Origin of the sequence: Bacillus haynesii, from assembly GCF_014042035.1 — a bacterium.
Lineage (GTDB): Bacteria > Bacillota > Bacilli > Bacillales > Bacillaceae > Bacillus > Bacillus haynesii.
On sequence record NZ_CP059494.1, the window covers coordinates 269,075 to 289,583 of the forward strand.

General features: G+C 41.0%; 24 protein-coding genes and 5 pseudogenes. 22 read left to right on the forward strand and 7 right to left on the reverse strand.

Annotation, left to right across the window (positions count from 1 at the left end; translation table 11 throughout):
• Positions 1-60 precede the first annotated feature (60 nt).
• On the reverse strand, positions 61-1,119 hold the full coding sequence (gene desA, locus H2R00_RS01305) for a Delta(5) desaturase DesA (protein ID WP_182070320.1): 1,059 nt from the start codon (positions 1,117-1,119) through the stop codon (positions 61-63).
• 291 nt (positions 1,120-1,410) lie between these two features.
• Between desA and H2R00_RS01310 the strand changes: the two genes are divergently transcribed.
• The 4 genes from H2R00_RS01310 to H2R00_RS01325 all read left to right on the forward strand — a co-directional run bounded on the left by H2R00_RS01310 (position 1,411) and on the right by H2R00_RS01325 (position 4,073).
• Positions 1,411-1,758: a winged helix-turn-helix transcriptional regulator gene (locus tag H2R00_RS01310; RefSeq protein ID WP_043928395.1), complete on the forward strand. Its 348-nt coding sequence runs from the start codon at positions 1,411-1,413 to the stop codon at positions 1,756-1,758.
• A 185-nt stretch (positions 1,759-1,943) separates the two neighbouring features.
• Positions 1,944-2,576 (forward strand): 3-hexulose-6-phosphate synthase, encoded by a 633-nt coding sequence (hxlA, locus tag H2R00_RS01315; protein WP_154994479.1) that lies wholly within the window; start codon positions 1,944-1,946, stop codon positions 2,574-2,576.
• Positions 2,573-3,130: a 6-phospho-3-hexuloisomerase gene (gene hxlB, locus H2R00_RS01320; RefSeq protein ID WP_154994477.1), complete on the forward strand. Its 558-nt coding sequence runs from the start codon at positions 2,573-2,575 to the stop codon at positions 3,128-3,130. Before hxlA ends, hxlB begins: the two co-directional genes overlap by 4 nt.
• A 553-nt stretch (positions 3,131-3,683) precedes the next feature.
• The gene (locus H2R00_RS01325; protein ID WP_075752183.1) at positions 3,684-4,073 is read left to right on the forward strand and encodes a tautomerase family protein; all 390 of its coding nucleotides are present in this window, start codon (positions 3,684-3,686) and stop codon (positions 4,071-4,073) included.
• Positions 4,074-4,157: 84 nt separating this feature from the next.
• Here the strand turns inward: H2R00_RS01325 and erm are convergent, their stop codons facing one another.
• A complete protein-coding gene (erm, locus tag H2R00_RS01330) occupies positions 4,158-5,021 on the reverse strand; it encodes a 23S ribosomal RNA methyltransferase Erm (protein WP_154994475.1) in 864 nt (287 codons plus the stop codon).
• 276 nt (positions 5,022-5,297) lie between these two features.
• Positions 5,298-5,342 carry an erythromycin resistance leader peptide gene (locus H2R00_RS21445; RefSeq protein WP_105980607.1) on the reverse strand — a complete coding sequence of 15 codons (45 nt, stop codon included), beginning with the start codon at positions 5,340-5,342 and terminating at the stop codon, positions 5,298-5,300.
• 246 nt (positions 5,343-5,588) lie between these two features.
• On the opposite strand from H2R00_RS21445, the gene hemB reads away from it, so the two are divergent.
• From hemB to H2R00_RS21105, 4 genes and pseudogenes are all read left to right on the forward strand, one after another.
• Positions 5,589-6,575, forward strand: a complete 987-nt coding sequence (gene hemB / locus H2R00_RS01340; RefSeq protein ID WP_154994473.1) for a porphobilinogen synthase — start codon at positions 5,589-5,591, stop codon at positions 6,573-6,575.
• Positions 6,572-6,816: pseudogene (gene yidD / locus H2R00_RS01345) on the forward strand (membrane protein insertion efficiency factor YidD). The gene hemB and the pseudogene yidD overlap by 4 nt, the downstream one beginning before the upstream one ends.
• A gap of 499 nt (positions 6,817-7,315) precedes the next feature.
• Entirely contained in the window at positions 7,316-8,158 is an 843-nt protein-coding gene (locus H2R00_RS01350; protein ID WP_029419308.1) for a sialate O-acetylesterase, read from the forward strand.
• Positions 8,155-8,265: pseudogene (locus H2R00_RS21105) on the forward strand (PadR family transcriptional regulator); the annotation flags it as partial. The gene H2R00_RS01350 and the pseudogene H2R00_RS21105, both read left to right, overlap by 4 nt.
• A 91-nt stretch (positions 8,266-8,356) precedes the next feature.
• Here H2R00_RS21105 and H2R00_RS21345 read toward each other — a convergent pair.
• Positions 8,357-8,503: pseudogene (locus tag H2R00_RS21345) on the reverse strand (hypothetical protein); the annotation flags it as partial.
• Positions 8,496-8,810: an iron chelate uptake ABC transporter family permease subunit gene (locus tag H2R00_RS01360; protein ID WP_261763358.1), complete on the reverse strand. Its 315-nt coding sequence runs from the start codon at positions 8,808-8,810 to the stop codon at positions 8,496-8,498. The gene H2R00_RS01360 and the pseudogene H2R00_RS21345, both read right to left, overlap by 8 nt.
• Positions 8,811-8,988: 178 nt before the next feature.
• Between H2R00_RS01360 and H2R00_RS01365 the strand changes: the two are divergent.
• The 3 genes and pseudogenes from H2R00_RS01365 to H2R00_RS01375 form a co-directional block, all read left to right on the forward strand.
• Positions 8,989-9,144, forward strand: a pseudogene (locus H2R00_RS01365) (L,D-transpeptidase family protein); the annotation flags it as partial.
• 372 nt (positions 9,145-9,516) lie between these two features.
• Complete coding sequence (locus H2R00_RS01370) at positions 9,517-10,224, forward strand: DNA alkylation repair protein (RefSeq protein ID WP_154994467.1); 708 nt, start codon at positions 9,517-9,519, stop codon at positions 10,222-10,224.
• A 44-nt stretch (positions 10,225-10,268) separates the two neighbouring features.
• The gene (locus H2R00_RS01375; RefSeq protein ID WP_182070321.1) at positions 10,269-10,865 is read left to right on the forward strand and encodes a class I SAM-dependent methyltransferase; all 597 of its coding nucleotides are present in this window, start codon (positions 10,269-10,271) and stop codon (positions 10,863-10,865) included.
• Positions 10,866-10,876: 11 nt separating this feature from the next.
• Here H2R00_RS01375 and H2R00_RS01380 read toward each other — a convergent pair.
• Positions 10,877-11,106: pseudogene (locus tag H2R00_RS01380) on the reverse strand (sigma factor-like helix-turn-helix DNA-binding protein); the annotation flags it as partial.
• Between the two features lie 267 nt (positions 11,107-11,373).
• Between H2R00_RS01380 and H2R00_RS01385 the strand changes: the two are divergent.
• From H2R00_RS01385 to H2R00_RS01435, 11 genes are all read left to right on the forward strand, one after another.
• The gene (locus tag H2R00_RS01385; RefSeq protein ID WP_182070322.1) at positions 11,374-11,634 is read left to right on the forward strand and encodes a metal-sensitive transcriptional regulator; all 261 of its coding nucleotides are present in this window, start codon (positions 11,374-11,376) and stop codon (positions 11,632-11,634) included.
• A gap of 150 nt (positions 11,635-11,784) precedes the next feature.
• Entirely contained in the window at positions 11,785-12,267 is a 483-nt protein-coding gene (locus H2R00_RS01390; RefSeq protein ID WP_182070323.1) for a DsrE/DsrF/DrsH-like family protein, read from the forward strand.
• Between the two features lie 106 nt (positions 12,268-12,373).
• On the forward strand, positions 12,374-12,946 hold the full coding sequence (locus H2R00_RS01395; RefSeq protein WP_154994459.1) for a sulfurtransferase TusA family protein: 573 nt from the start codon (positions 12,374-12,376) through the stop codon (positions 12,944-12,946).
• A gap of 100 nt (positions 12,947-13,046) precedes the next feature.
• Positions 13,047-14,177 (forward strand): MBL fold metallo-hydrolase, encoded by a 1,131-nt coding sequence (locus tag H2R00_RS01400; RefSeq protein WP_182070324.1) that lies wholly within the window; start codon positions 13,047-13,049, stop codon positions 14,175-14,177.
• Positions 14,178-14,207: 30 nt separating this feature from the next.
• Entirely contained in the window at positions 14,208-14,435 is a 228-nt protein-coding gene (locus H2R00_RS01405; RefSeq protein ID WP_154994455.1) for a sulfurtransferase TusA family protein, read from the forward strand.
• 54 nt (positions 14,436-14,489) lie between these two features.
• Entirely contained in the window at positions 14,490-15,269 is a 780-nt protein-coding gene (locus tag H2R00_RS01410; RefSeq protein ID WP_182070325.1) for a sulfite exporter TauE/SafE family protein, read from the forward strand.
• Positions 15,270-15,355: 86 nt separating this feature from the next.
• Positions 15,356-15,691 carry a thioredoxin family protein gene (locus H2R00_RS01415; protein WP_182070326.1) on the forward strand — a complete coding sequence of 112 codons (336 nt, stop codon included), beginning with the start codon at positions 15,356-15,358 and terminating at the stop codon, positions 15,689-15,691.
• Between the two features lie 18 nt (positions 15,692-15,709).
• Complete coding sequence (locus tag H2R00_RS01420) at positions 15,710-16,801, forward strand: PAS domain-containing sensor histidine kinase (protein WP_154994449.1); 1,092 nt, start codon at positions 15,710-15,712, stop codon at positions 16,799-16,801.
• Complete coding sequence (locus tag H2R00_RS01425; RefSeq protein ID WP_073426115.1) at positions 16,776-17,420, forward strand: response regulator; 645 nt, start codon at positions 16,776-16,778, stop codon at positions 17,418-17,420. The genes H2R00_RS01420 and H2R00_RS01425 overlap by 26 nt, the downstream gene beginning before the upstream one ends.
• Before the next feature lie 147 nt (positions 17,421-17,567).
• The gene (locus H2R00_RS01430; RefSeq protein ID WP_154994445.1) at positions 17,568-18,767 is read left to right on the forward strand and encodes an NAD(P)/FAD-dependent oxidoreductase; all 1,200 of its coding nucleotides are present in this window, start codon (positions 17,568-17,570) and stop codon (positions 18,765-18,767) included.
• Between the two features lie 72 nt (positions 18,768-18,839).
• On the forward strand, positions 18,840-20,273 hold the full coding sequence (locus H2R00_RS01435; RefSeq protein WP_182070327.1) for an MBL fold metallo-hydrolase: 1,434 nt from the start codon (positions 18,840-18,842) through the stop codon (positions 20,271-20,273).
• Between the two features lie 55 nt (positions 20,274-20,328).
• Here H2R00_RS01435 and H2R00_RS01440 read toward each other — a convergent pair whose 3' ends face one another.
• Positions 20,329-20,496 (reverse strand): hypothetical protein, encoded by a 168-nt coding sequence (locus H2R00_RS01440; protein ID WP_182070328.1) that lies wholly within the window; start codon positions 20,494-20,496, stop codon positions 20,329-20,331.
• Between the last annotated feature and the right edge of the window lie 13 nt (positions 20,497-20,509).

Consider the following 20,509-nt stretch of genomic DNA (forward strand, 5'->3'; position numbering starts at 1 on the left):
TTGCATCATTGGACAATAAAAAGGAAGTCTTCTTGTTGATATAAGAAGACCTCCTCATCGTCAGGCGTTCTTCCGCAGCTTCTGGTTATCCGTTGAATCCGGCGAAAGACGGGAAGATGTTTGTTTCATGTCCCGAAAGGTTACAAATTGCTTTTTTTCTTCATCCCAAAGCCGGAACGCGAGTGATTGCAGGCTTGTTTTTAAAGTGATGGTCGGGACGTTTTTTAATGGTTCGTGCTGTTCATGTGCGGTTTCTAGTTTATAGTTAGGCACCTTGGGACTCAGATGGTGAACGTGGTGGTACCCGATATTGCCTGTAAGCCATTGAAGCAGTTTCGGGAGTTTATAAAATGAACTTCCTTCCACAGCGGCCTGAACATAGCTCCAATTTTCATCCGCTTCAAAATAAGAATCTTCAAATGTATGCTGAACATAAAACAGCCAAACGCCGATCGAACCCGAGATCAGAAAGATCGGACCCTGTACGAGCAAAAACGATTGCCAGCCAAAGATCAGGCAGCAGACAGCAGCCAATGCCGCGATTGCAAGGTTGGTGAGGTATGTGTTCACACGTTCCTTCCGTCTTGCACCTTTTTTGTTAAAGCGGTTTGTGATCAGAAAGACATAAATCGGTCCGAGAATAAACATGATAAACGGATTTCTGTAAAGTCTGTATGCGATTTTTGTGCGTAGAGGTGCGGCTTTATATTCGTTTACCGTCAGCAGCCAGATATCGCCTGTTCCGCGTTTATCCAGGTTGCTGCTTGTTGCATGATGAATCGAATGGCTGTGCTGCCATTGAAGATAAGGAAATAAAGTCAGAACGCCTGTCAAAAAGCCGAGAATATGGTTAAGGCGTTTTTGTTTGAAAAAGGATAGATGGCAGCAGTCGTGAAAAATAATGAAAATTCTCGTCAAAAACCCTGCGGCAATCACCGTTATTCCTAAAGTAAGGAGATAGGAGACATTGAGGCTGAAATAGGCAAGAAACCACAGTCCGAAAAAAGGAATAAACGTATTGAAGAGCTGAATCAGACTGTTTTTGGTATCAGGCTGGGCAAACGCAGCAACCTGTTTTGTTAACTGTTTTTGTTTATGTGCGATGGTTTGTTCAGTCATAGTAAAGTTATCCTCTCATAAATAGGTCTTAAATTAAGTTTACGGCACAGAGAGATGTCTTTGTAGTAGCACACATCATGCTTCAAACATGACACTTGTCATGTTTCCTTCACTCGAATTGATTGATCAAGCATAAGAAGATTGACAATGTCATGATGGGGCAAATCCGCATGATAAGATGGTAAAGAAGGGAAGTTGTAAAAGTACGATGATTGTTTAATTAAACAAAGTTCTTTTACAATGATGTAATTGATAATCATATTTTAGTCATTTGATAAGGAGTGAATTCATATGTCACGAATGGAAAATAAAACATTTAATTGTGAAAAGGAGTTGACGCTCAACATTATCGGAGGAAAGTGGAAAATGCTGATTTTGTGGTTTTTAGGTAAAGAAGGTACGAAAAGGTTCGGAGAATTAAAAGCCTTGATGCCCGGCATTACGCAAAGAATGCTGGTGAATCAGCTGCGTGAATTAGAAGAAGATCATATTGTACATAGGGAAGTATATCCGGTTGTTCCCCCAAAAGTTGAATATTCCCTTACAAAACAAGGAGAAAGTTTAATGCCTATATTAGAGGCGATGTATGATTGGGGTAAAAATTATATAGAAACTAACTTTTCAAAAGATGATAAATAGAATGATTGACTTGAGATACTGTTTTGGAGACAGTATCTTTTTCTATACCATATGAGGAAAAGTATAGTATGTAAAAAAAAAGTGCGTACTATGATTGGAATTTCCCCCTTGTTATACTCTTGGTGTAACAGAAATATTAAAAGAATAATCCGCGGAATTCTTAATTCAAACAGGGGTGATTGTAAGTGGAATTACAGTTAGCATTAGATTTAGTCAATATACCGGAAGCCATCAAAGTAGTAAAAGAAGTAGAAGAATACATTGATATTGTTGAAATCGGGACGCCGGTTGTGATAAATGAAGGACTCCGTGCAGTAAAAGAGGTGAAAGGCGCTTTTCCGAATTTGAAAGTGCTGGCAGACCTTAAAATTATGGACGCGGCCGGGTATGAAGTAATGAAAGCCTCAGAAGCAGGAGCCGATATCATCACCATTCTAGGAGCCGCTGAAGATATGTCTATTAAAGGCGCTGTAGAAGAGGCAAAAGCTCAAGGGAAAAAAATCCTGGTGGATATGATTGGGATTAAAGACATCAAATCACGCGCTAAGGAATTGGATGAACTTGGTGTCGATTATATTTGTGTGCATACGGGTTATGATCTTCAAGCCATTGGCCAAAATTCATTTGAAGACTTAATGACCATTAAGAATGTAGTAAAAAACGCTAAAACGGCTATTGCAGGCGGAATTAAATTGGACACATTGCCCGAAGTCGTTAAATTAAAACCTGATTTGATTATTGTTGGGGGCGGTATTGCAAATCAAGATGATAAAGCGGCAGCAGCCGCAAAAATGAAGCAGATGATTCAACAATCATGAAGACTTATGATTATGTAAAAGCGATCATCGCAGAGCTTGATCATGCAACCTCTCAAAATCAGGCGGAAGAAATAGAGAACTTCATATCCAGTATCATGTCTTCTGAAAAAGTGTTTGTTACCGGTGCGGGTCGTTCCGGTTTAATGGGGAAGTCATTTGCTATGAGATTAATGCACTTGGGTTTGAATGCATTTGTAACAGGAGAAACCGTAACTCCGGCATTTACCGAAAACGACTTGCTTATCGTGGGGACAGGATCAGGGAAAACAGAAAGTTTGCTTCATATGGCGGAAAAGGCAAAAGATATCGGAGGCACTGTAGCATCAGTTACCATCTCTCCAGATTCGCCAATCGCTGAAATATCTGATCTTATACTGCAGCTCTCGGGTTCACCTAAAGATCAATCCACGGGCAATAAACAGACGATACAACCGATGGGATCGCTTTTTGAACAGACTCTTTTATTGTTTTATGATGCTATCATATTGCGAATTATGGAAATTAAAGGGCTGAATACTCATAACATGTACGGAAATCATGCAAATCTTGAATAAATACTTCTTCATGTAAAGAAAGTCACCATCCGCTATCTCGGATGGTGATCTTTTTTTAACATATAATTTACATCTTTATTATGATTTTAAAATGTGAATATCGTAAAATAAAATTCCGGTGGTACAGGGATTCTAAATGATATATGAAGAAAGGAGCTTATCATGCTTACAAGTTTTAACCTGATTGGGTTTATCCCTTTAATTGTTTTTGTTGCCGTAATCATATTCGGGTTGAGAAAGCTTGTACTTTCTTTAAGAAATAAGTAGAGTGTTGATAATCATATTGTTGTCACATTTTGATAAAGTGTTGCTTACATACTAATCTCCTAAAGATTGGGCGCTAGCTAATCTTTAATGACTCAGACCTTTATCATCTATTCTGATAAACGAGTGATGAATGATCAATTATTGAACATATTTTGGTTATGTGTTATGTTTTGATCAAGTTAGCAGAAAACATTCCTTGTACCCAAATCGAAACAATTCATCAGGGACAGGTAAAACCTCTTATTTCTCTAACGAAATTTAAAATGATCAAAAAGGGGATAAACAAATGCCATTATTACGTTTCGATCTAATAGAAGGCCGTGATGAACAAGCATTAAAAAAATTATTAGATACCGCACACGATGCGATGGTAGAAGCGTTTAACGTTCCGGAGAAAGACCGCTATCAAATTGTCCATCAGCATCCGGCGAATGAGCTCATCATCCAAGATACAGGCTTGGGATTGAATAGATCAAAGGATCTGGTTGTGATCAGCATCACCAGTAAAACAAGAACAGAAAGCCAAAAAGAGAAATTGTACGCTTTACTTGCTGAAAGGCTTGAAGCGGAATGCGGCATTTCACCTGAAGATGTCATGGTGTCCATCACAGAAAATGGAGATGCCGATTGGAGTTTCGGCCTCGGCGAGGCGCAGTTTTTAACTGGAAAGCTGTAAGCGGGCAAAAGGAATGTTGACAGGGACATCTGAATCCCTCCAGAAAAGCTTAAGCTGCTGACGAGACGTCAGCAGCTTTTTTCTTTATATTTCTCCGGGTTTTCTCTTATTTGCTCTTGGCCATTTGTGGTGCATCACATATTGAGTCATCGTGTTAAAAATAACCGCCCATTGGTTTTCGGTGAGCGTTCCAACGGTTTTTTCATTGTTGATTTTTAGACTTTTTCTTAAGTGCTTCATTTGACGCGGAGTAAAAATTCCGCGTAAAGCAACACAGAAAGGGGCTTGCGGCTCCTTGAGCGCATATTCAGCAAGCCCAAGAAATGCAATGTAATGTTTATGTGATATAGGCGCTTCTTTTTTCCGTGTTATTCTAACCATTGCCGAGTCCACTTTTGGAGGGGGAGAAAAATGTTCTTTCGATATTTCTCTGACAATGCCAATATCAAACCACATTCTCCAAGCTAAAACATAGGAATTTTTCATGAATTTTGATGTGAATCGTTTAGCAGCCCCTTTTTCCATTACGATGATGCCTTTTTGAAATCCGCTTGCAGGATTGTTCAAAAGCATTTTCATGATGGGGGTTGTGATGGCATAGGGAATATTAGAGACCACCACAAACTTTTCTTTTGGTAAATGAATCTTCATGATATCTTGATGAATAATTTTCGTATTTGAGTGATGTGCTGTTTTACGTGTGAGTATATCAACGAATTTAGAATCGTTTTCCACTGCCAATACCTTACCGGCTTTTTGACTTAGCACAGTTGTCAAAGCACCTTTTCCAGCCCCTAACTCTAAAACTGTATCGTCTATGCCAATATTTGCCCAATCCACAATTTCTTCAATTAATTTTTTATTATGCATCAAATGCTGTCCGGAAAAATTCGGAGATTCCCTGCGATTTAGCTTTTTTCCTCTGTACTTATGATTTTTTTTCTTCACGTTTCCTCTTCCTCTCATCATAAAAAATCACAGGCGGTCTGCCTGTGATTCAGAGTAAAGGGAAGAGCCATCCTTTAAGGATGAAGCCGCGGTATTTCCATAACCAAATAAGCCTTTCTCAGCCGTTAGAAAAAAAGGATTAAACAAAAAAGAAAGGCAGAACGATCCGCCTTTCTCCAAGTTACAAATTTTATATGCAAAATGAAGATTATTAAAAAAGGACAGACTGATCCCGTTTACTCTGCATACACAAACAGAGCCTTTGAACGTATTTAATTACTGGTTCAAAGTTGGGAAACGCAGTCTCATTGAGTGTGTCATTTTTTAATAATCCTCCTGAAAAGTTAAAGTTACGATCTCATTGTAGGGTATTCTTTGGAAAACGTCAACGGCTGGAATTTTCTCACCCTATAAGAATATCGAAGGAGGCAATCAGGCAAGGCGTGTGTTAAGAACGGGAGTCAACTAACATTGAAATTATAAATGCGATTGTCTATACTTTAAAATATATAAATCGTAACAATTTCGATTTGAAAATAACTCATGTAGAAAAGTGGTGCAATAACATTGAATCAATCAGTCGCATTCTCACGGCATCGCAGGCTGCGCTCAACGCCGGGTATCCGGGATTTAGTAAGAGAAAATCGGCTTTCCACTAACGATTTCATATATCCTCTATTTGTCCAAGAGGGTAGGGGGTTAAAAACAGAAGTACCTTCCATGCCGGGCGTTTATCAACTGACATTAGATTTATTAGAAGAGGAAATTCATGAGTTAAGAACACTCGGAATTAAAGCAATTCTTCTCTTCGGAATTCCAAGTTGGAAAGATGATTTGGCAACGTCTGCTTATGCGTCAGATGGAATTGTTCAACGAGCGGTTAGGCAAATCAAGGCTTTAGATTCTGATTTGGTCATCATTACAGACACATGTATATGTCACTATCAAACAGAAGGCCATTGCGGCATACCGGTAAACGGCAGGATTGATAATGACGTGTCTTTAGATATACATGCAAAAGTCGCCATATCTCAGGCTGAGGCAGGGACCGATATTCTGGCGCCCTCAAGCATGATGGATGGATTTGTGACGTATATACGACATGCGCTGAATGAATCGGGTTATAAAGACATACCGATCATGTCGTACGGTATTAAATATGCTTCAAGCTATTATGGGCCATTTCGCGATGCCGCGGATAATTCGCCCGCTTTCGGTGACCGCCGGACCTATCAGATGGACCCGGCAAACCGTTTGGAGGCTTTTCGTGAGGCTCAGTCCGATATTGAAGAGGGAGCGGATTTTATGATCATTAAACCTGGTCTGCCTTATTTAGACATCATCAGGGATATGCGAAATTCTCTCCAGATTCCGCTGGTTTCGTATCAAGTAAGCGGAGAATATGCCCAAATAAAAGCTGCATCGCAAAACGGCTGGATTGACGAAAAAAATACAGTGTTGGAAAGCATGCTTGCGATGAAGCGGGCCGGAGCGGATCTTATTGTTACATATTTTGCAAAAGATATAGCAAAATTTCTTCGGGAGGAATCATGAAACGGGCAGCGATCATATTCATTCGATTCTACCAAAAGGCGATATCACCTCTTTCCCGCCGACTTGCAGATTTTATCCAACATGCTCCAACTATGGGCTTGAAGCGATTCAAAGGTTCGGGTTTATCAAAGGCAGTTGTCTGCTCATCAAACGATTACTGAAATGCCACCCTCTTCATCCGGGAGGATTTGATCCTGTTCCGAGCCAAACAGATCAAAAAAAGGAAGGGGATTCAAATTAATATTGTAGGATGATCTTTTGATCGTTTTTTCTGCAGGGCAGGCAGGGGAAGTTGACCGCTTTCCTGAAGAATTCCTGCACATTCAGAGCAGTAAATGAAAAGGCTGCATAAAGATGACCGGGTGTATGTTTCAGCAATACACCCGGTCATCTAATTGTGTATTTTTATACGAGAAATATCACGACCTAAATCAAAAAAAGTCATAAAAAATAAGGAGTTATATATATTTTACATGACTAATATGTATAACTCCTTTAGTTCTTGTTCAATTATAGCGCCCGATTGTGGAAGATCGTTATTAAACTAAAGCCCCCGATAGTTGAATAAAAAAAGCAAAAGAACTTGCTATTTCACAAATACATCTACCAAATTTTCAATGTTAGTTTGTTTTTCATACATACTGATAAAAAAATAAAACCTTGTTAAAACTTTACAAGACAAACTGAATTGACTATAGTCTAATTAGACCAAAATATTGATGTAAAGAAGTGGAAATTAGATGATAAAGTCTTTTTTAATGTTGGGGCAGTCGAATATGGCGGGCCGTGGATTTTTGAATGAAGTAGACCCTATCTATAATGAAAAAATAAAAATGCTGCGCAATGGACAGTGGCAGATGATGACAGAGCCGATTAATTACGACCGTCCGGTTTCCGGCGTTGGCCTGGCGGCATCTTTTGCAGATGCATGGTCGAAAGCTCATCCCGATGAAGAAATTGGCTTGATCCCTTGTGCAGAAGGTGGCAGTTCATTGAATGACTGGCATCCGGAAGGCATCCTTTTTCAGCATGCTTTGTCCGAAGCCCGCTTTGCCCTCCGGTCCAGTCAAATTTGTGGAATCCTTTGGCACCAGGGTGAGAGTGACAGTTATCGTTCGCTACATGAAACTTATTACGAGAAATTAACCCTTATCATCGAGACGCTAAGAAACGAGTTGAAACTTGATGAGGTACCGTTGATTATTGGAGGGCTTGGTGACTTTCTTGGGAAGACCGGTTTTGGACAGCACGCGACCGAATTTCGACAGGTTAATGAACAATTGCTGCGTTTTGCTAATGAACAACAGAATTGTTATTTTGTTACTGCAGCAGGTTTGACTGCGAATCCTGATGGCATTCATTTAGACGCAGCTTCACAACGCAAATTCGGTTACCGCTATTTCGAGGCTTTTTCGAAAAAGTACCATATCCTGAAACCCATTTCGGGAGAGGAGCAATCACTGAAAGTGAATGGTGACTATTCTAAAACAGAACAGATTTACCTTCATAGCATGGATTTGGCTTCGGGTAAAATCACGTACGCGGAATTTGAGGCGAGGATGGCGAAGGTGATGAAACCATAATTCCCTTACTTATCCTTGGCTTGCTAATCCAAAACCCCGGAGCTCACGGCTATGAACTGCTGGCCTGTTTGTTGGACAAGCAAATAATATACAATTATTTAACCGATTTATAAATGAAAAACTCCCCAATCTAAATTCTTTAATAGATTTGGAAATGATAGGACTTTTTCTCGCATCCTCTCCAACGATCGGTTTGGCAATGTGAGGGCCGATTAAACCAATAAAGCCAATTGCTCCAACAATCGAAACGGCTCTGCGGTTCCAGAGATGAAAAATAAAAGAGCATTTGTTTTCTTTAAAGAAAGGCCCAGGAGCACAGCTATTCTGTTCCCAGCCTTCAGGCATTTGCGATTCCCGCTGTCAACAATCCCGCAATGAGCGCAGGGACTGCAATTGGCCATAAAAGGTTCAAGTGAATCCAAACCCTTCCATTCAGTGATCCGATCGTCCACAATAAAATGCTTCCAAGCGCTTCTTGATGTCTTAGTAAAGTAAATGAAGTCACAGCTTGCAATACCGCTGAAATTAAAATGCCGTTTAACAAAAAGACAGACGACATCTTCTTGGTATAAGCGCTTAATACATAAACGAAAACAGCCGCCAAAATTCTGCCGAAGCATTCAAAAAATGGCAGAAAAAATGAAAGCTGCAAATGAGCAGGCCCAAATGTAATCCGCTCGAAGACGGACTTCCGTCTCTTAAGTTATCGTGAACACCGCTAAGCCCAATCACCAAATCCGGTTCATATTGATAAATGTTCTGAAGATTAGGTTCATAAAACGTGCCGCCGATTAATGGGATCTGATGGTCTTTCCCATAAAATTCGTCTTCATAGCGTACCATTCAACAAAGATAAAAAAGTCATTTAAAAGGAAGCAAAAAAATTAGGAAAAAAAGCTTCCCATGGATGTATCAGGCTTGCGATTCCAGATGCAAAATGGATGTATGAAAATATACCTGAAAAAACAAAAGTTGTGATCAGCTGATTTGGCTCGTTTTATTGGTCAAGTTAGGAGACTCTTTTTTAAGAGTCTTCTTTTTGCAAATATCGGTGGCATTCGAAATTGACGCATGAAGAGAAAAGGCGGTCAAAAACACCCCCTTTCTGCTTGTTAAAATGTTTCATATAATAAACATAAATGATATGCAGAGGAAGTTTAGTTTTGATCAGACTTAGGAAACAAAACAACCGCTAAAAAAGATGAGGATCATACATGGCAACTGATCTTTTCATGCTGATGTAGCCGTTTATGGAGAGCATTAAAACAAATAAAGTGGATTTGTAATGATTAGATGAAGTGAAAGAGCATGATAATGGAGTTAAAGTAATGAATTTAATTTAAGAAGGAAGTGAAAGCATGGATCTTGAAACGGTTATGAAAGAACTGGAAGCGTTGGGTACGGAAAACATGAAAAAAAGATACATAACGAATGGTGCACACGAACCGCTGTTTGGCGTGGCTACAGGCAAAATGAAGCCGCTCGCAAAGAAAATCAAGAAAAATCAGCCCTTGGCAGAGCAGCTTTACGCTACCGGGAACTACGATGCCATGTATTTTGCCGGCATTATTGCTGACCCAATGACAATGACTGAAGCGGATTTTGAGCGGTGGATCGATGCGGCGTATTTCTATATGCTATCTGATTATGTTGTTGCCGTAACTTTGGCAGAAACCGATTTTGCGCAGGCTGTTGCTGATAAATGGATCTCAAGCGGTGAAGAGCTTAAAATGTCGGCAGGCTGGAGCTGTTACTGCTGGCTTTTAGGTAATCGACCGGACGATGAATTTAATGTAACTAAAATTGCCAGTATGCTTGATCAGGTGGAACGTACGATTCACGATTCTCCAGATCGAACAAAATCGGCTATGAATCATTTTATCTACACAGTCGGGATTTCATATTTGCCGCTTCATGAAAAGGCGGTTGAAACCGCAAAAGCAGTAGGCCCGGTCGAACTCAGGCGAGGCAAGAAAAAAAGCAGTATCCTGAACGCTTCCAAAAATATTCAAAAAGATATTGATAGAGGCCGTCTCGGTTTCAAACGGAAATATGTAAGGTGTTAGCATAGTTTACAGTAAACCATCTAAAAATAAATAGGAAGTGGAATATGGAAAATAACGTTTTTGAACAGATGGCAAAGCGATATGATACAGAAGAAAGAATTGAATTAGCTAAAGTGATCGTGAATGAAGTAAGACCGGAATTGAGAAATAGTCAATCAAAATCTTTAATCGACTATGGGAGCGGTACGGGTCTCATTAGTTTAGAATTATCAGATTTAGTAAATTCTATTTTGTTGGTCGATTCATCAAAACAAATGTTGGAGGTGGCGAAAGCTAAAATTTCCCGCAAAGGAATTGCCAACGCAAAAGTGCTTTATTCAGATTTTACCCAAGAAACCCCTGAACTGAAGGCAGACATCGTTTTAATGTCACTAGTCCTTCTTCATATTCCGGATACGAATAAAATTTTACAGGAATTGTTCGGCATTTTAAATGATGGCGGTAAGCTTATAATTATTGATTTTGACAAAAATGATAAAATACAACATCCGAAAGTTCATAGCGGTTTTTCGCATGAAGAATTGAAAAAAAGATTATCCGATGTTGGATTTAAATCAACTGAAATTAAAACATTTTATCATGGTCATCGTATTTTTATGGATCAAGATGCCTCAATGTTTGTATCCAGCAGCATAAAGTGATTTCTTGTTTTTTATAGAGAAAGCCGGAAAATGAGACCCGGCTTCTTCCGCTTCTCCGCCCGATAAAACTCATGAAACATCTTCATCAGCACCCGTTTTTCAAGTCCAGACACGTGCTCCGAGAAAATCCCGAGCTCCTTCGCGATTTCGCATTCGCGCTTTTTCTTTAATCAATGCCGAAGCGGCCGACGATGACTTCTTTTTCTCTGCCGTCAAAGATATCGATGTATTTTTTGATTTTAAAGGAGCGCTTATTATATTTCCCTTTCTTTGCAGGAGCTGAAATTTGATTTATCCTCAGCAGTCCATTATTATACACATAGGGGTATATGTATTGGGCAGGTGATATTCCATTAGGATAAAGCTTGTCTGGAAAAAAAGTTTTCAATGGTTAGATCCTTAACGAATGTGACAGAAATGCATGACAGTTCATATGTGCATAGTAGCCGTTTTGCGAAAAGTTGTTAAAAGGATATGTTATCATCATAAGGAAATAGGAGGTTATCTGATGGAATACGATGATCAATTAAAAAATAGGATCAAACGAGTTGAGGGTCAAATTCGAGGGATATTAAAAATGATGGATGAAGGAAAAGAGTGCAAAGAGCTTGTAAGCCAAATGTCAGCGGTTCGTTCTGCATTAGATCGCGCCATTGGTGTTATTGTAAGCAGTAACTTGGAGAAATGCGTTCGCCTTCAAATCGAAAGAGGAGAAGATACCGAAGACCTCATTCAAGAAGCAGTTAATTTATTGGTTAAAAGCAGATAATGTTTTAGACGGCTGTTTATAATACAGCCTCTGTATACCCCTAGTTAAAAGAAAATCCCTTGAGGGTATAAAGAGCCGAAACTTATATTTTTTTTTATATTTTAATATACCCATACGGGTATAAGTATGTAAAAACAGGAGAGTTGATATATGTCAGACCAAAAAGAAAAAACGACCATTGTTTTATTTAGCGATGACTTAGATAAGGCGATTGCCGCTTTTATTATTGCAAATGGCGCCGCTGCTTATGATCATGAGGTAACAATTTTTCATACATTTTGGGGGCTTAACGCTTTAAGAAAAGATGAACCGGTGCAAGTAAAGAAAGGACCGCTTGAAAAAGCATTTGGCTTTATGATGCCCCGTGGTTCAAAGAAATTCGGATTATCTAAAATGAATTTTGCCGGTATCGGGCCTAAAATGATCAAACATGTCATGAAAAAGCACGGCGTGCTATCTCTGCCTCAACTGATTGAAATGGCGCAAGAACAAGGAGTTAAGCTTGTTGCCTGTACAATGACAATGGACTTGTTAGGCTTGCAAAAAGAAGAACTCATCGACGGCCTTGATTATGCAGGTGTTGCCGCTTATCTAGGCGATGCCAACGAAGCAAAGGTGAATTTATTTATATAATCTCCAAATTAAACGGTTGCTTCTTCGGGGCTGCAAAACAGGAAATCCTGAAGCAGCCAAATGGAACAGTGATATAAAACAGAAAATGAATATGGAGGGATGATTGATGAACATCAAAACTGATCGCGTATTAGATGCAAAAGGGCTTGCTTGTCCAATGCCCGTCGTAAAAACGAAAAAAGCCATGAATGAGTTAAAACCGGGGCAGGTAATTGAAGTGCATGCTACTGATAAAGGGTCTCTTGCTGATATACAGGCATGGGCAAAGGGAAGCGGTCACCAGTATCTCGGTACAACAGAAGACGGAGATATATTAAAACATTATCTACGTAAAGCAGGTCACTCTGAAATAAAGAAAGAAAAAACGTTTCCATATACGATCCAAAATAAAGAGCTTCAAAAAAAGGTAGAGGCGGGAGAACGGATAACAGTGGTTGATGTTCGGGAACCTGCAGAATACCGTTTCAGCCATATTCCCGGAGCGATTTCAATCCCATTAGGTGAACTTGAAAAAAGAGCAAATGAACTGAATAGAGACGGGAAAATTTATGTTGTTTGCCGTACAGGTAATAGAAGCGATCTGGCAGCTAAACAGCTTGCAGCTAACGGTTTTAAAGACGTTGAAAATGTAGTGCAGGGAATGGCGGAGTGGTCAGGCCCTATTGAAAAAGACCAATAAAATAAAAATTGGAGGAATGATTTGTACGGCTGCAAAAGTTGCGATCATTGCCACAAGTTCTGATGCCAATTAGACTCTAACATTCTAAGGAGGTTTAAAAGTGAATTTTAGATTCATTTCACCAAAAGAAGTAACCGAAAAGATATTAAGAAAAGAATCGTTTTTTATTTTAGACGTACGAAATAAAGTTGCCTTTAGTGATTGGAAAATCGAGGGCAGTCGGGTTGAACATTTAAATGTTCCGTATTTTGATTTAATTGATGGTGTAGATAAAATTGCAGGCCAAGTTCCTAAAGATCAAGATGTTCTAGTTGTTTGCGCCAAACAAGGATCTTCAGAGATGGTTGCGCAGCATTTAGTGGATGCCGGTTTTGAAAGAGTCCTTGTACTTCAAGGCGGTATGAAGGCGTGGAGCGAATTTTTACATCCAGTAAAAATCGGAGACTTGAAAGAAGGAGGCTCGATCTATCAATTCGTAAGAATGGGGAAAGGCTGTTTATCCTATTTTATCGAGACTGACGGGGAAGCAATTGCAGTTGACCCTGCTCGTACTGTTGATGCATATATAGATTTTGCAAAAGAGAGAAACGTTACGATTAAACATGTGGTCGATACACACTTACATGCGGATCATATTTCTGGCGGACGTTTACTGCGTGAGCGTACAGGAGCTGCATACTACCTGCCGCCAAAAGATGCAGAGGAAGTGCAATTTTCATGTGAACCGCTAGTTGAAGGTGAAAATATTTCTGTAGGAAACGCAGGTATGAAAGCAGAACCTATTTACTCACCTGGACATACGATTGGGAGCACCTCTTTAATAATTGATAATCACTATTTGTTAACAGGAGATATTTTATTTGTTGAATCGATTGGCCGGCCAGACTTAGCTGGAAAAGCCGGGGATTGGGCAGTGGATTTACGCAACACATTATATGAAAAATACAAACAAATATCAGATGACCTGATTGTTCTTCCGGCTCACTTTGCGAATATCAGTGAATTAGGCGATCAAGGGCGAGTCCAAGCTAAGCTGAGTGATTTATATAAAAAGAATGCCGGTTTAAATCTGGATGAAAATGAATTCAGAGGTGCTGTATCAGAAAACCTGCCGCCACAGCCAAATGCATATCAGGAAATCCGTCAAACCAACATGGGCAAAATAACGCCGGATGCTGACAGGCAGAGTGAGATGGAAACTGGACCAAACCGCTGTGCGGTTCATGGATGAATATAGATTTGAAGTAGGGAGAGATAAAAAGTGAAATCAAATAAAGTAATAGATGCTAAAGGATTTGCGTGCCCGATGCCAATTGTGAAAACAAAAAAAGCGATGGATGAATTGCAATCCGGAGAAGTGTTAGAAGTACATGCCACTGATAAAGGGGCAAAAAGTGATCTAACAGCATGGGCGAAGTCAGGCGGCCATGAGTTGCTTAAAAATACAGAGGAAGATGGTGTATTAAAGTTTTGGCTTAAAAAAGGTTAAATGTGATAAAAGGGGGCTATTCCCCCTTTTTATTGATGGAAAGGAGGAAAGGTAGTGGACATATCTTTTATTCTTCTCATATTTTTCATCGGATTCGTTGGCTCTTTTATGTCCGGAATGCTTGGTGTCGGGGGAGCAATTATTAATTACCCGTTGTTATTATACATCCCTGTTTTATTAGGGTTTGAAGGCTTTAATGCTCATCAGGTTTCAGGTATTGTGGCAGTCCAAGTTTTTGTTGCAACATTTTCCGGTGTATGGGCTTACCGGAAAGGCGGTTATTTAAATAAAGAACTGATCTCCATCATGGGATTAAGTATTCTGATCGGTAGTCTAATCGGTGGTTATGGGTCACATTTTTTCTCTGAAGATGTCATAAACATGGTTTACGGAATATTGGCGATTATTGCCGCAGTCATAATGTTTATTCCGAAGACAGGCATAGAAGATCACCAAAATGATCACATTCGTTTTCCAAAGATATTAACGTCAATCATGGCTTTTGTGGTCGGTATTGCTTCAGGTATAGTCGGTGCCGGCGGCGCTTTTCTGCTCGTTCCGCTAATGTTAGTCGTTTTAAAAATACCTACACGAAGCACAATCGCAACATCACTTGCAGTTACATTTATTTCATCGATTGGAACAACAGTCACAAAGCTCGTCATTGGACAGGTGCCTATTATGCCGGCTTTGATTGTAATGGCTGCCAGTCTGATTGCATCCCCGATAGGTGTTTTCATTGGCAAAAAAGCGAATGCTAAAGTTCTTCAAGGTATTTTACTATTCGTTATTATGATTACAACAGTGAAAATTTGGTTTGATATCTTAAATTAATATTTAAGGTTTATGAGAAAATCATATTTAAAATGAATGTCTAACATAGGCAGTTCAGAGAAAATTTCATTTGAAGGAGGGATTGGATGAAAGAGGCTACAGAGCTTACTTCAATAGTGTCAATTGAGAAATTTATAACCGATCATAAATTAAGTTTTATATATATTTCAAGGCCTCAATGCACAGTATGTCACGCTGTTCTGTCGCAGCTTAGAGAACTGTTGGCCCGCTTTCCAAAGATCAAATTAGGACATATAAACGCTGACATAGTGGAGGAGGTTGCCGGCAGGTTTTCAGTTTTCACAGTTCCTGTGCTTCTTTTGTTTATTGAGGGAACCGAATGTCTACGAGAAGCGCGTTTTATTCATTTTGAACAGCTTGAACAGAAGTTAAAAAGAGTCTATCAGTTGTACGAGGAATAGATAGCTGAGGGAGGGTCCATGATGTGTCAAAACCCGGCTTTTTTTGAACGGTATAAAGAAGAAGGAAAGTCAATGGAAAGCGGCTATTTAAGGCAGATCTTCGACCATTTGCAGGATGGGATCATCATGATGGATCAGGAACGTAGAATTCTGGTGATGAATCCGTCCGCAGAGAAGATGACGGGATGGATATTAGGGGAAAAGGTTCCGTACTGTTCCTACTGCCAAACGAGAAAATTGGAAGCGGGAGAAGAGCGTTGTTATTTGCTGGCCAAACGGGAAATTCCTTATTTTCTTTCCGCGATGCCCACCTATGAGGGGCGATTCGTCGACATGGAGATGAGTACGGCTGTCATTTCTGAAAACGGCGATCAAATGGAAGTTCTTTTGGTCCTGAAAGATTTAACGATGAAGAAAAAGGAAGAGGAAGCCAGAATCTCCAAGCTGGTTCTGCAAAAAACGTTAGAAGCTCAGGAAAACGAACACAAGCGGCTGGCCCAGGAACTGCACGATGGTGTAGGGCAATCGCTTTATTCGGTCTCAGTTGGCATTCAAGCGATTCAATCGCGCATGGAGCAGGAAGAAACTTTTAAAGAGTACATGCAGGAAATCATCGATGAACTGGAAAAAGCGATCCAAGACGTCAAGCTTTACTCTCTCCAGCTGCGACCGCACAGTCTCGATCAACTGGGGCTCATCCCTGCTGTCAAGCACCTTGTTTCCAACTTAAACAAGACTCATCAGGATGTTTCAATTACGTTTGCCTCAAGCAATGTCAGCAATCGCTTGCTGCCGATTTTGGAAATCAATTTGTACCGCATCATTCAGGAGGCGCTGCATAATGCCCTGAAATATTCGCAGGCGACACTTATTGAAGTCATACTGTACAAAGAAGATGGTGAGCTCGTTTTGATGATTCAGGACAATGGCATTGGTTTTGAACGCGGCCTGACAGAAGAAGGCTTGGGGTTCAAACATATGAAAGAAAGAGTCGATCAGATGGAAGGAAGTCTTCGAATTCACTCCGCACTTCAGAGAGGTACGACGATTAAAGTGAAAGTACAGGATAAGGAGGGGAGGGGGAGTGATCAGGGTATTGCTGGTCGATGACCACATGATGATTCGCAAGGGCATCCGTGTCCTTTTGGAAGGTTTTTCTGAAATCGAGATTGCGGGAGAAAGCAACAATGGCAACGAAGCCGTTTTTAACACCGCACAGTTGAAACCGGATGTCGTGCTAATGGATTTGTCGATGCCAAACGGGTTGGACGGATTCACAGCGAGCAGTGAGATCAGAAAGTTGAACCCTTCTGTTAAAATCGTGATTTTGACAATGCATGATGAGGAAATTTTTGTCCAAAAAGCGATAGAAGCGGGGGCTCATGGATACGTCTTGAAAAACAGTCATTATCAGTTGCTTTATCAGGCGATTGTCGAAGTGTACAGGGGCAATCTCTTTTACAAGACATCTGTATCGCAAGACATCATTGATCAATGGCTGAATTCAGCGTCCCAAAAGCCGCCTTCTGTTTTAACTGTTCGCGAAAAGGAGATTCTCAGATTCATTGTGCTAGGTTATGCCAATAAGGAGATTGCCAATAAACTTTCAATCAGTGTCAAAACCGTCGAAAACCACAAAACGAATATGATGCAGAAATTAGAACTGGACTCGAAACACGAATTGATCCAATATGCGATCAAAAATAAATATCTCGATCTGTCGTTGTGACATACCTTGTCAGCTTGGGAAGACGGGGCTCACATAAAAGTAGGGGAGTTCCCCTATATAGAAAAAGGAAAATTGATGGTAACTTAAAAAAAGAGAGACGCATCTTTAAGAAAAACATCAACCTTTAAAAACAAAAGGTGGTTGACTATGGCAAGACAAGCTCGTTATTCCATTGTCATTGTAGGAGCTGGGACTGCTGGCATCTCTGTCGCCGCCCGTCTCGTCCGGATTTCTAAAAAACTCAAAGGACGAATTGCCATCATTGACCCGCAAACAAAGCACTACTACCAGCCATTGTGGACATTAGTTGGAGGCGGCGCAGCGAAGAAGGAAGAGTCCGAGCGCGATCTAGCTTCCTTAATTCCCGCTGGTGTCGACTTGATTGCCGATGCTGTAACAGAGTTTCGACCAAATCAGAACACACTTCTTACAAAACAAGGAACGATCGTTTCCTATGATTATCTCGTTGCAGCAGCCGGTTTGCAAATCGATTGGGACGGGGTCAAAGGCTTGAAAGATGCGGTTGGAAAAAACGGGGTTTGCAGCAACTATTCATATCATACGGTAGACAGCACTTGGGAAAATATCCGCAATTTTAAAGGCGGAACCGCCATTTTCACTCATCCTGATTCTCCCGTAAAATGCGGGGGAGCTCCACAGAAAATTATGTACTTAGCAGACGACTATTTTCGCAAGTCAAATGTTCGCGATCAGTCGGACATGATTTTTGCATCAGCGAAATCAACCATTTTTGATGTCACCAAATACGCAAATGCGCTCGAAAAAGTCGTCCGGCGCAAGGATATCCAAACGATGTACAAGAGAAACTTAATCGAAATTCGGCCTGATTCAAAAGAAGCCTTGTTCGAACATTTGGAGACGGGGGAGCAGGAAGTATTCACATATGATCTTCTTCATGTGACTCCACCGATGAAAGCACCTTCATGTATAAAAGAAAGCGCATTGGCGGATGCCGGCGGCTGGGTCGATGTTGATCCGTACACTCTGCAGCACAAAAAGTTTGCCAATGTTTTCGGAATTGGTGACTGTGCCAACTTGCCGACGTCCAAAACAGGGGCGGCAGTTCGTAAACAGGCTCCGGTTGTCGTGCGAAATCTGATGTCCTTGATAAAAGGCTCTTCATTAGATGCAAAGTACGATGGATATACCTCGTGCCCCTTGGTTACAGGGTACAACAAACTCGTGCTGGCCGAGTTTGACTATCACAAGGTGCCGCAAGAAACGTTTCCATTTGATCAGTCCAAGGAACGATTCAGCATGTACCTGTTAAAAAGAAGATTGCTTCCCATCATGTATTGGAATGGCATGTTAAAAGGACTGATGTAAGGCAGGACAAAGCATGATGCGAACTCAAAAAAGGATATATTACGATAAATGTTTCAAGAGGGGGAATACAACATGTTATTGCGCTATTTTTACGATAAAAAACTGGCCCATGCATCCTATCTGGTTGGCTGCCAAAAAACAGGGGAAGCCATTGTGATTGACCCCGGTCGCAATCTAAAACCATATTTGCAAGCAGCCAAGGAAGAAGGGCTAAACATCACAGCGGCCGCAGAAACCCATATTCACGCCGACTTTGTTTCCGGCGCTCGCGAACTCGGCGCTACACATCAAGCGAAGCTGTATCTTTCCGATGAAGGAGACGCAAATTGGAAATACCAATATGTCGATGAATTGAAACATCAACTTGTGAAAGACGGCGATCGCTTTTCCATTGGTAACCTGATGTTTGAGGTTATGCATACTCCCGGCCATACCCCGGAAAGCATTTCTTTCCTGTTGACGGACGGCGGAGGAAATGCGGATCGTCCAATCGGCATCTTTACTGGAGATTTCGTCTTTGTAGGCGACATCGGCAGACCCGATTTACTCGAAAAAGCGGCGGGGATCAAGGGAACGTCAGAATCGGGGGCAAGAGAGATGTTCAAGTCCCTCATGAAGTTTAAACAACTCCCGGATTACTTGCAGGTTTGGCCGGCTCATGGCGCAGGCAGCGCTTGCGGCAAGGCATTGGGAGCGATTCCAACTTCGACTGTTGGTTACGAAAAGATGTTTAACTGGGCAATGGCTTACACCGATGAAGAGGAATTCGTAAAAGCCTTGCTTGATGGACAACCAGAACCGCCAAAGTATTTTGCTGAGATGAAACGAGTGAATAAAGAAGGCCCTGCATTGCTCAAAGATCTTTCTGCCGTTTTAGAGATTATGTCGATTGAACAAGTGAAAGATTTGCAGGGGAAAGAGCAAATTGTGGATACCCGCTGTTCCCGAGAATTTGCTGAAGGCCACATCAAAGGCACGATCAACATTCCATTCAACAAGGCGTTTACGAACTGGGCAGGCTGGCTCATCGACTACAATCGTCCTGTGTACTTCATAACGTATCCGGCTGAAGTGAACGAACTCGTGGAAGCGCTGCGCTCTGTAGGCATTGACAATATTGCAGGGTTTATGGATCGTGACAAAATTCTGGAAAGCGGTGCTTTTTCACTTGAATCGTACGCGGAGATCATACCACTGGAGATCGCAAAATTAGTGGAAGACGGATTCGTGCACGTGCTTGATGTTCGCAATCTGACTGAATGGCAGGAAGGTCATATTCCGAATGCGCAACACATCATGCTGGGAACGCTCCCAGAACGGCTCGATGAAATTAGAAGGGACTGTCCGATTCTTGTGCAATGCCATTCCGGAGCCCGATCTGCAATAGGGGCCAGCATCCTGCAAGCTAACGGCGGTTTCAAACAAGTATTGAGTTTAAGCGGCGGCATTGTCCAATGGCAGAAAGACGGGCTTGCCATTTCAACCCCTTGCAGCGAATTAAAATGAAAGAAAGTTTCTCTGCTCAAGCGCATGGAATAAAAAGTCAAGAGGCCGCTATGTCTTACTCCCGGCCTCTTGACTGATAGTATTTCCGCTTTTCCTTCTCCGTCTGATCACTCTTCTGAAACATATCCGCAGCGCCCGCTTCTTCGTTTTTCTCTTTCTTCGAATCAAGGCCGACGATGACTGTTTTTCCCGTCCGTCCACGATGAAATACATTTCGTTGCATACAAAAAGCGATT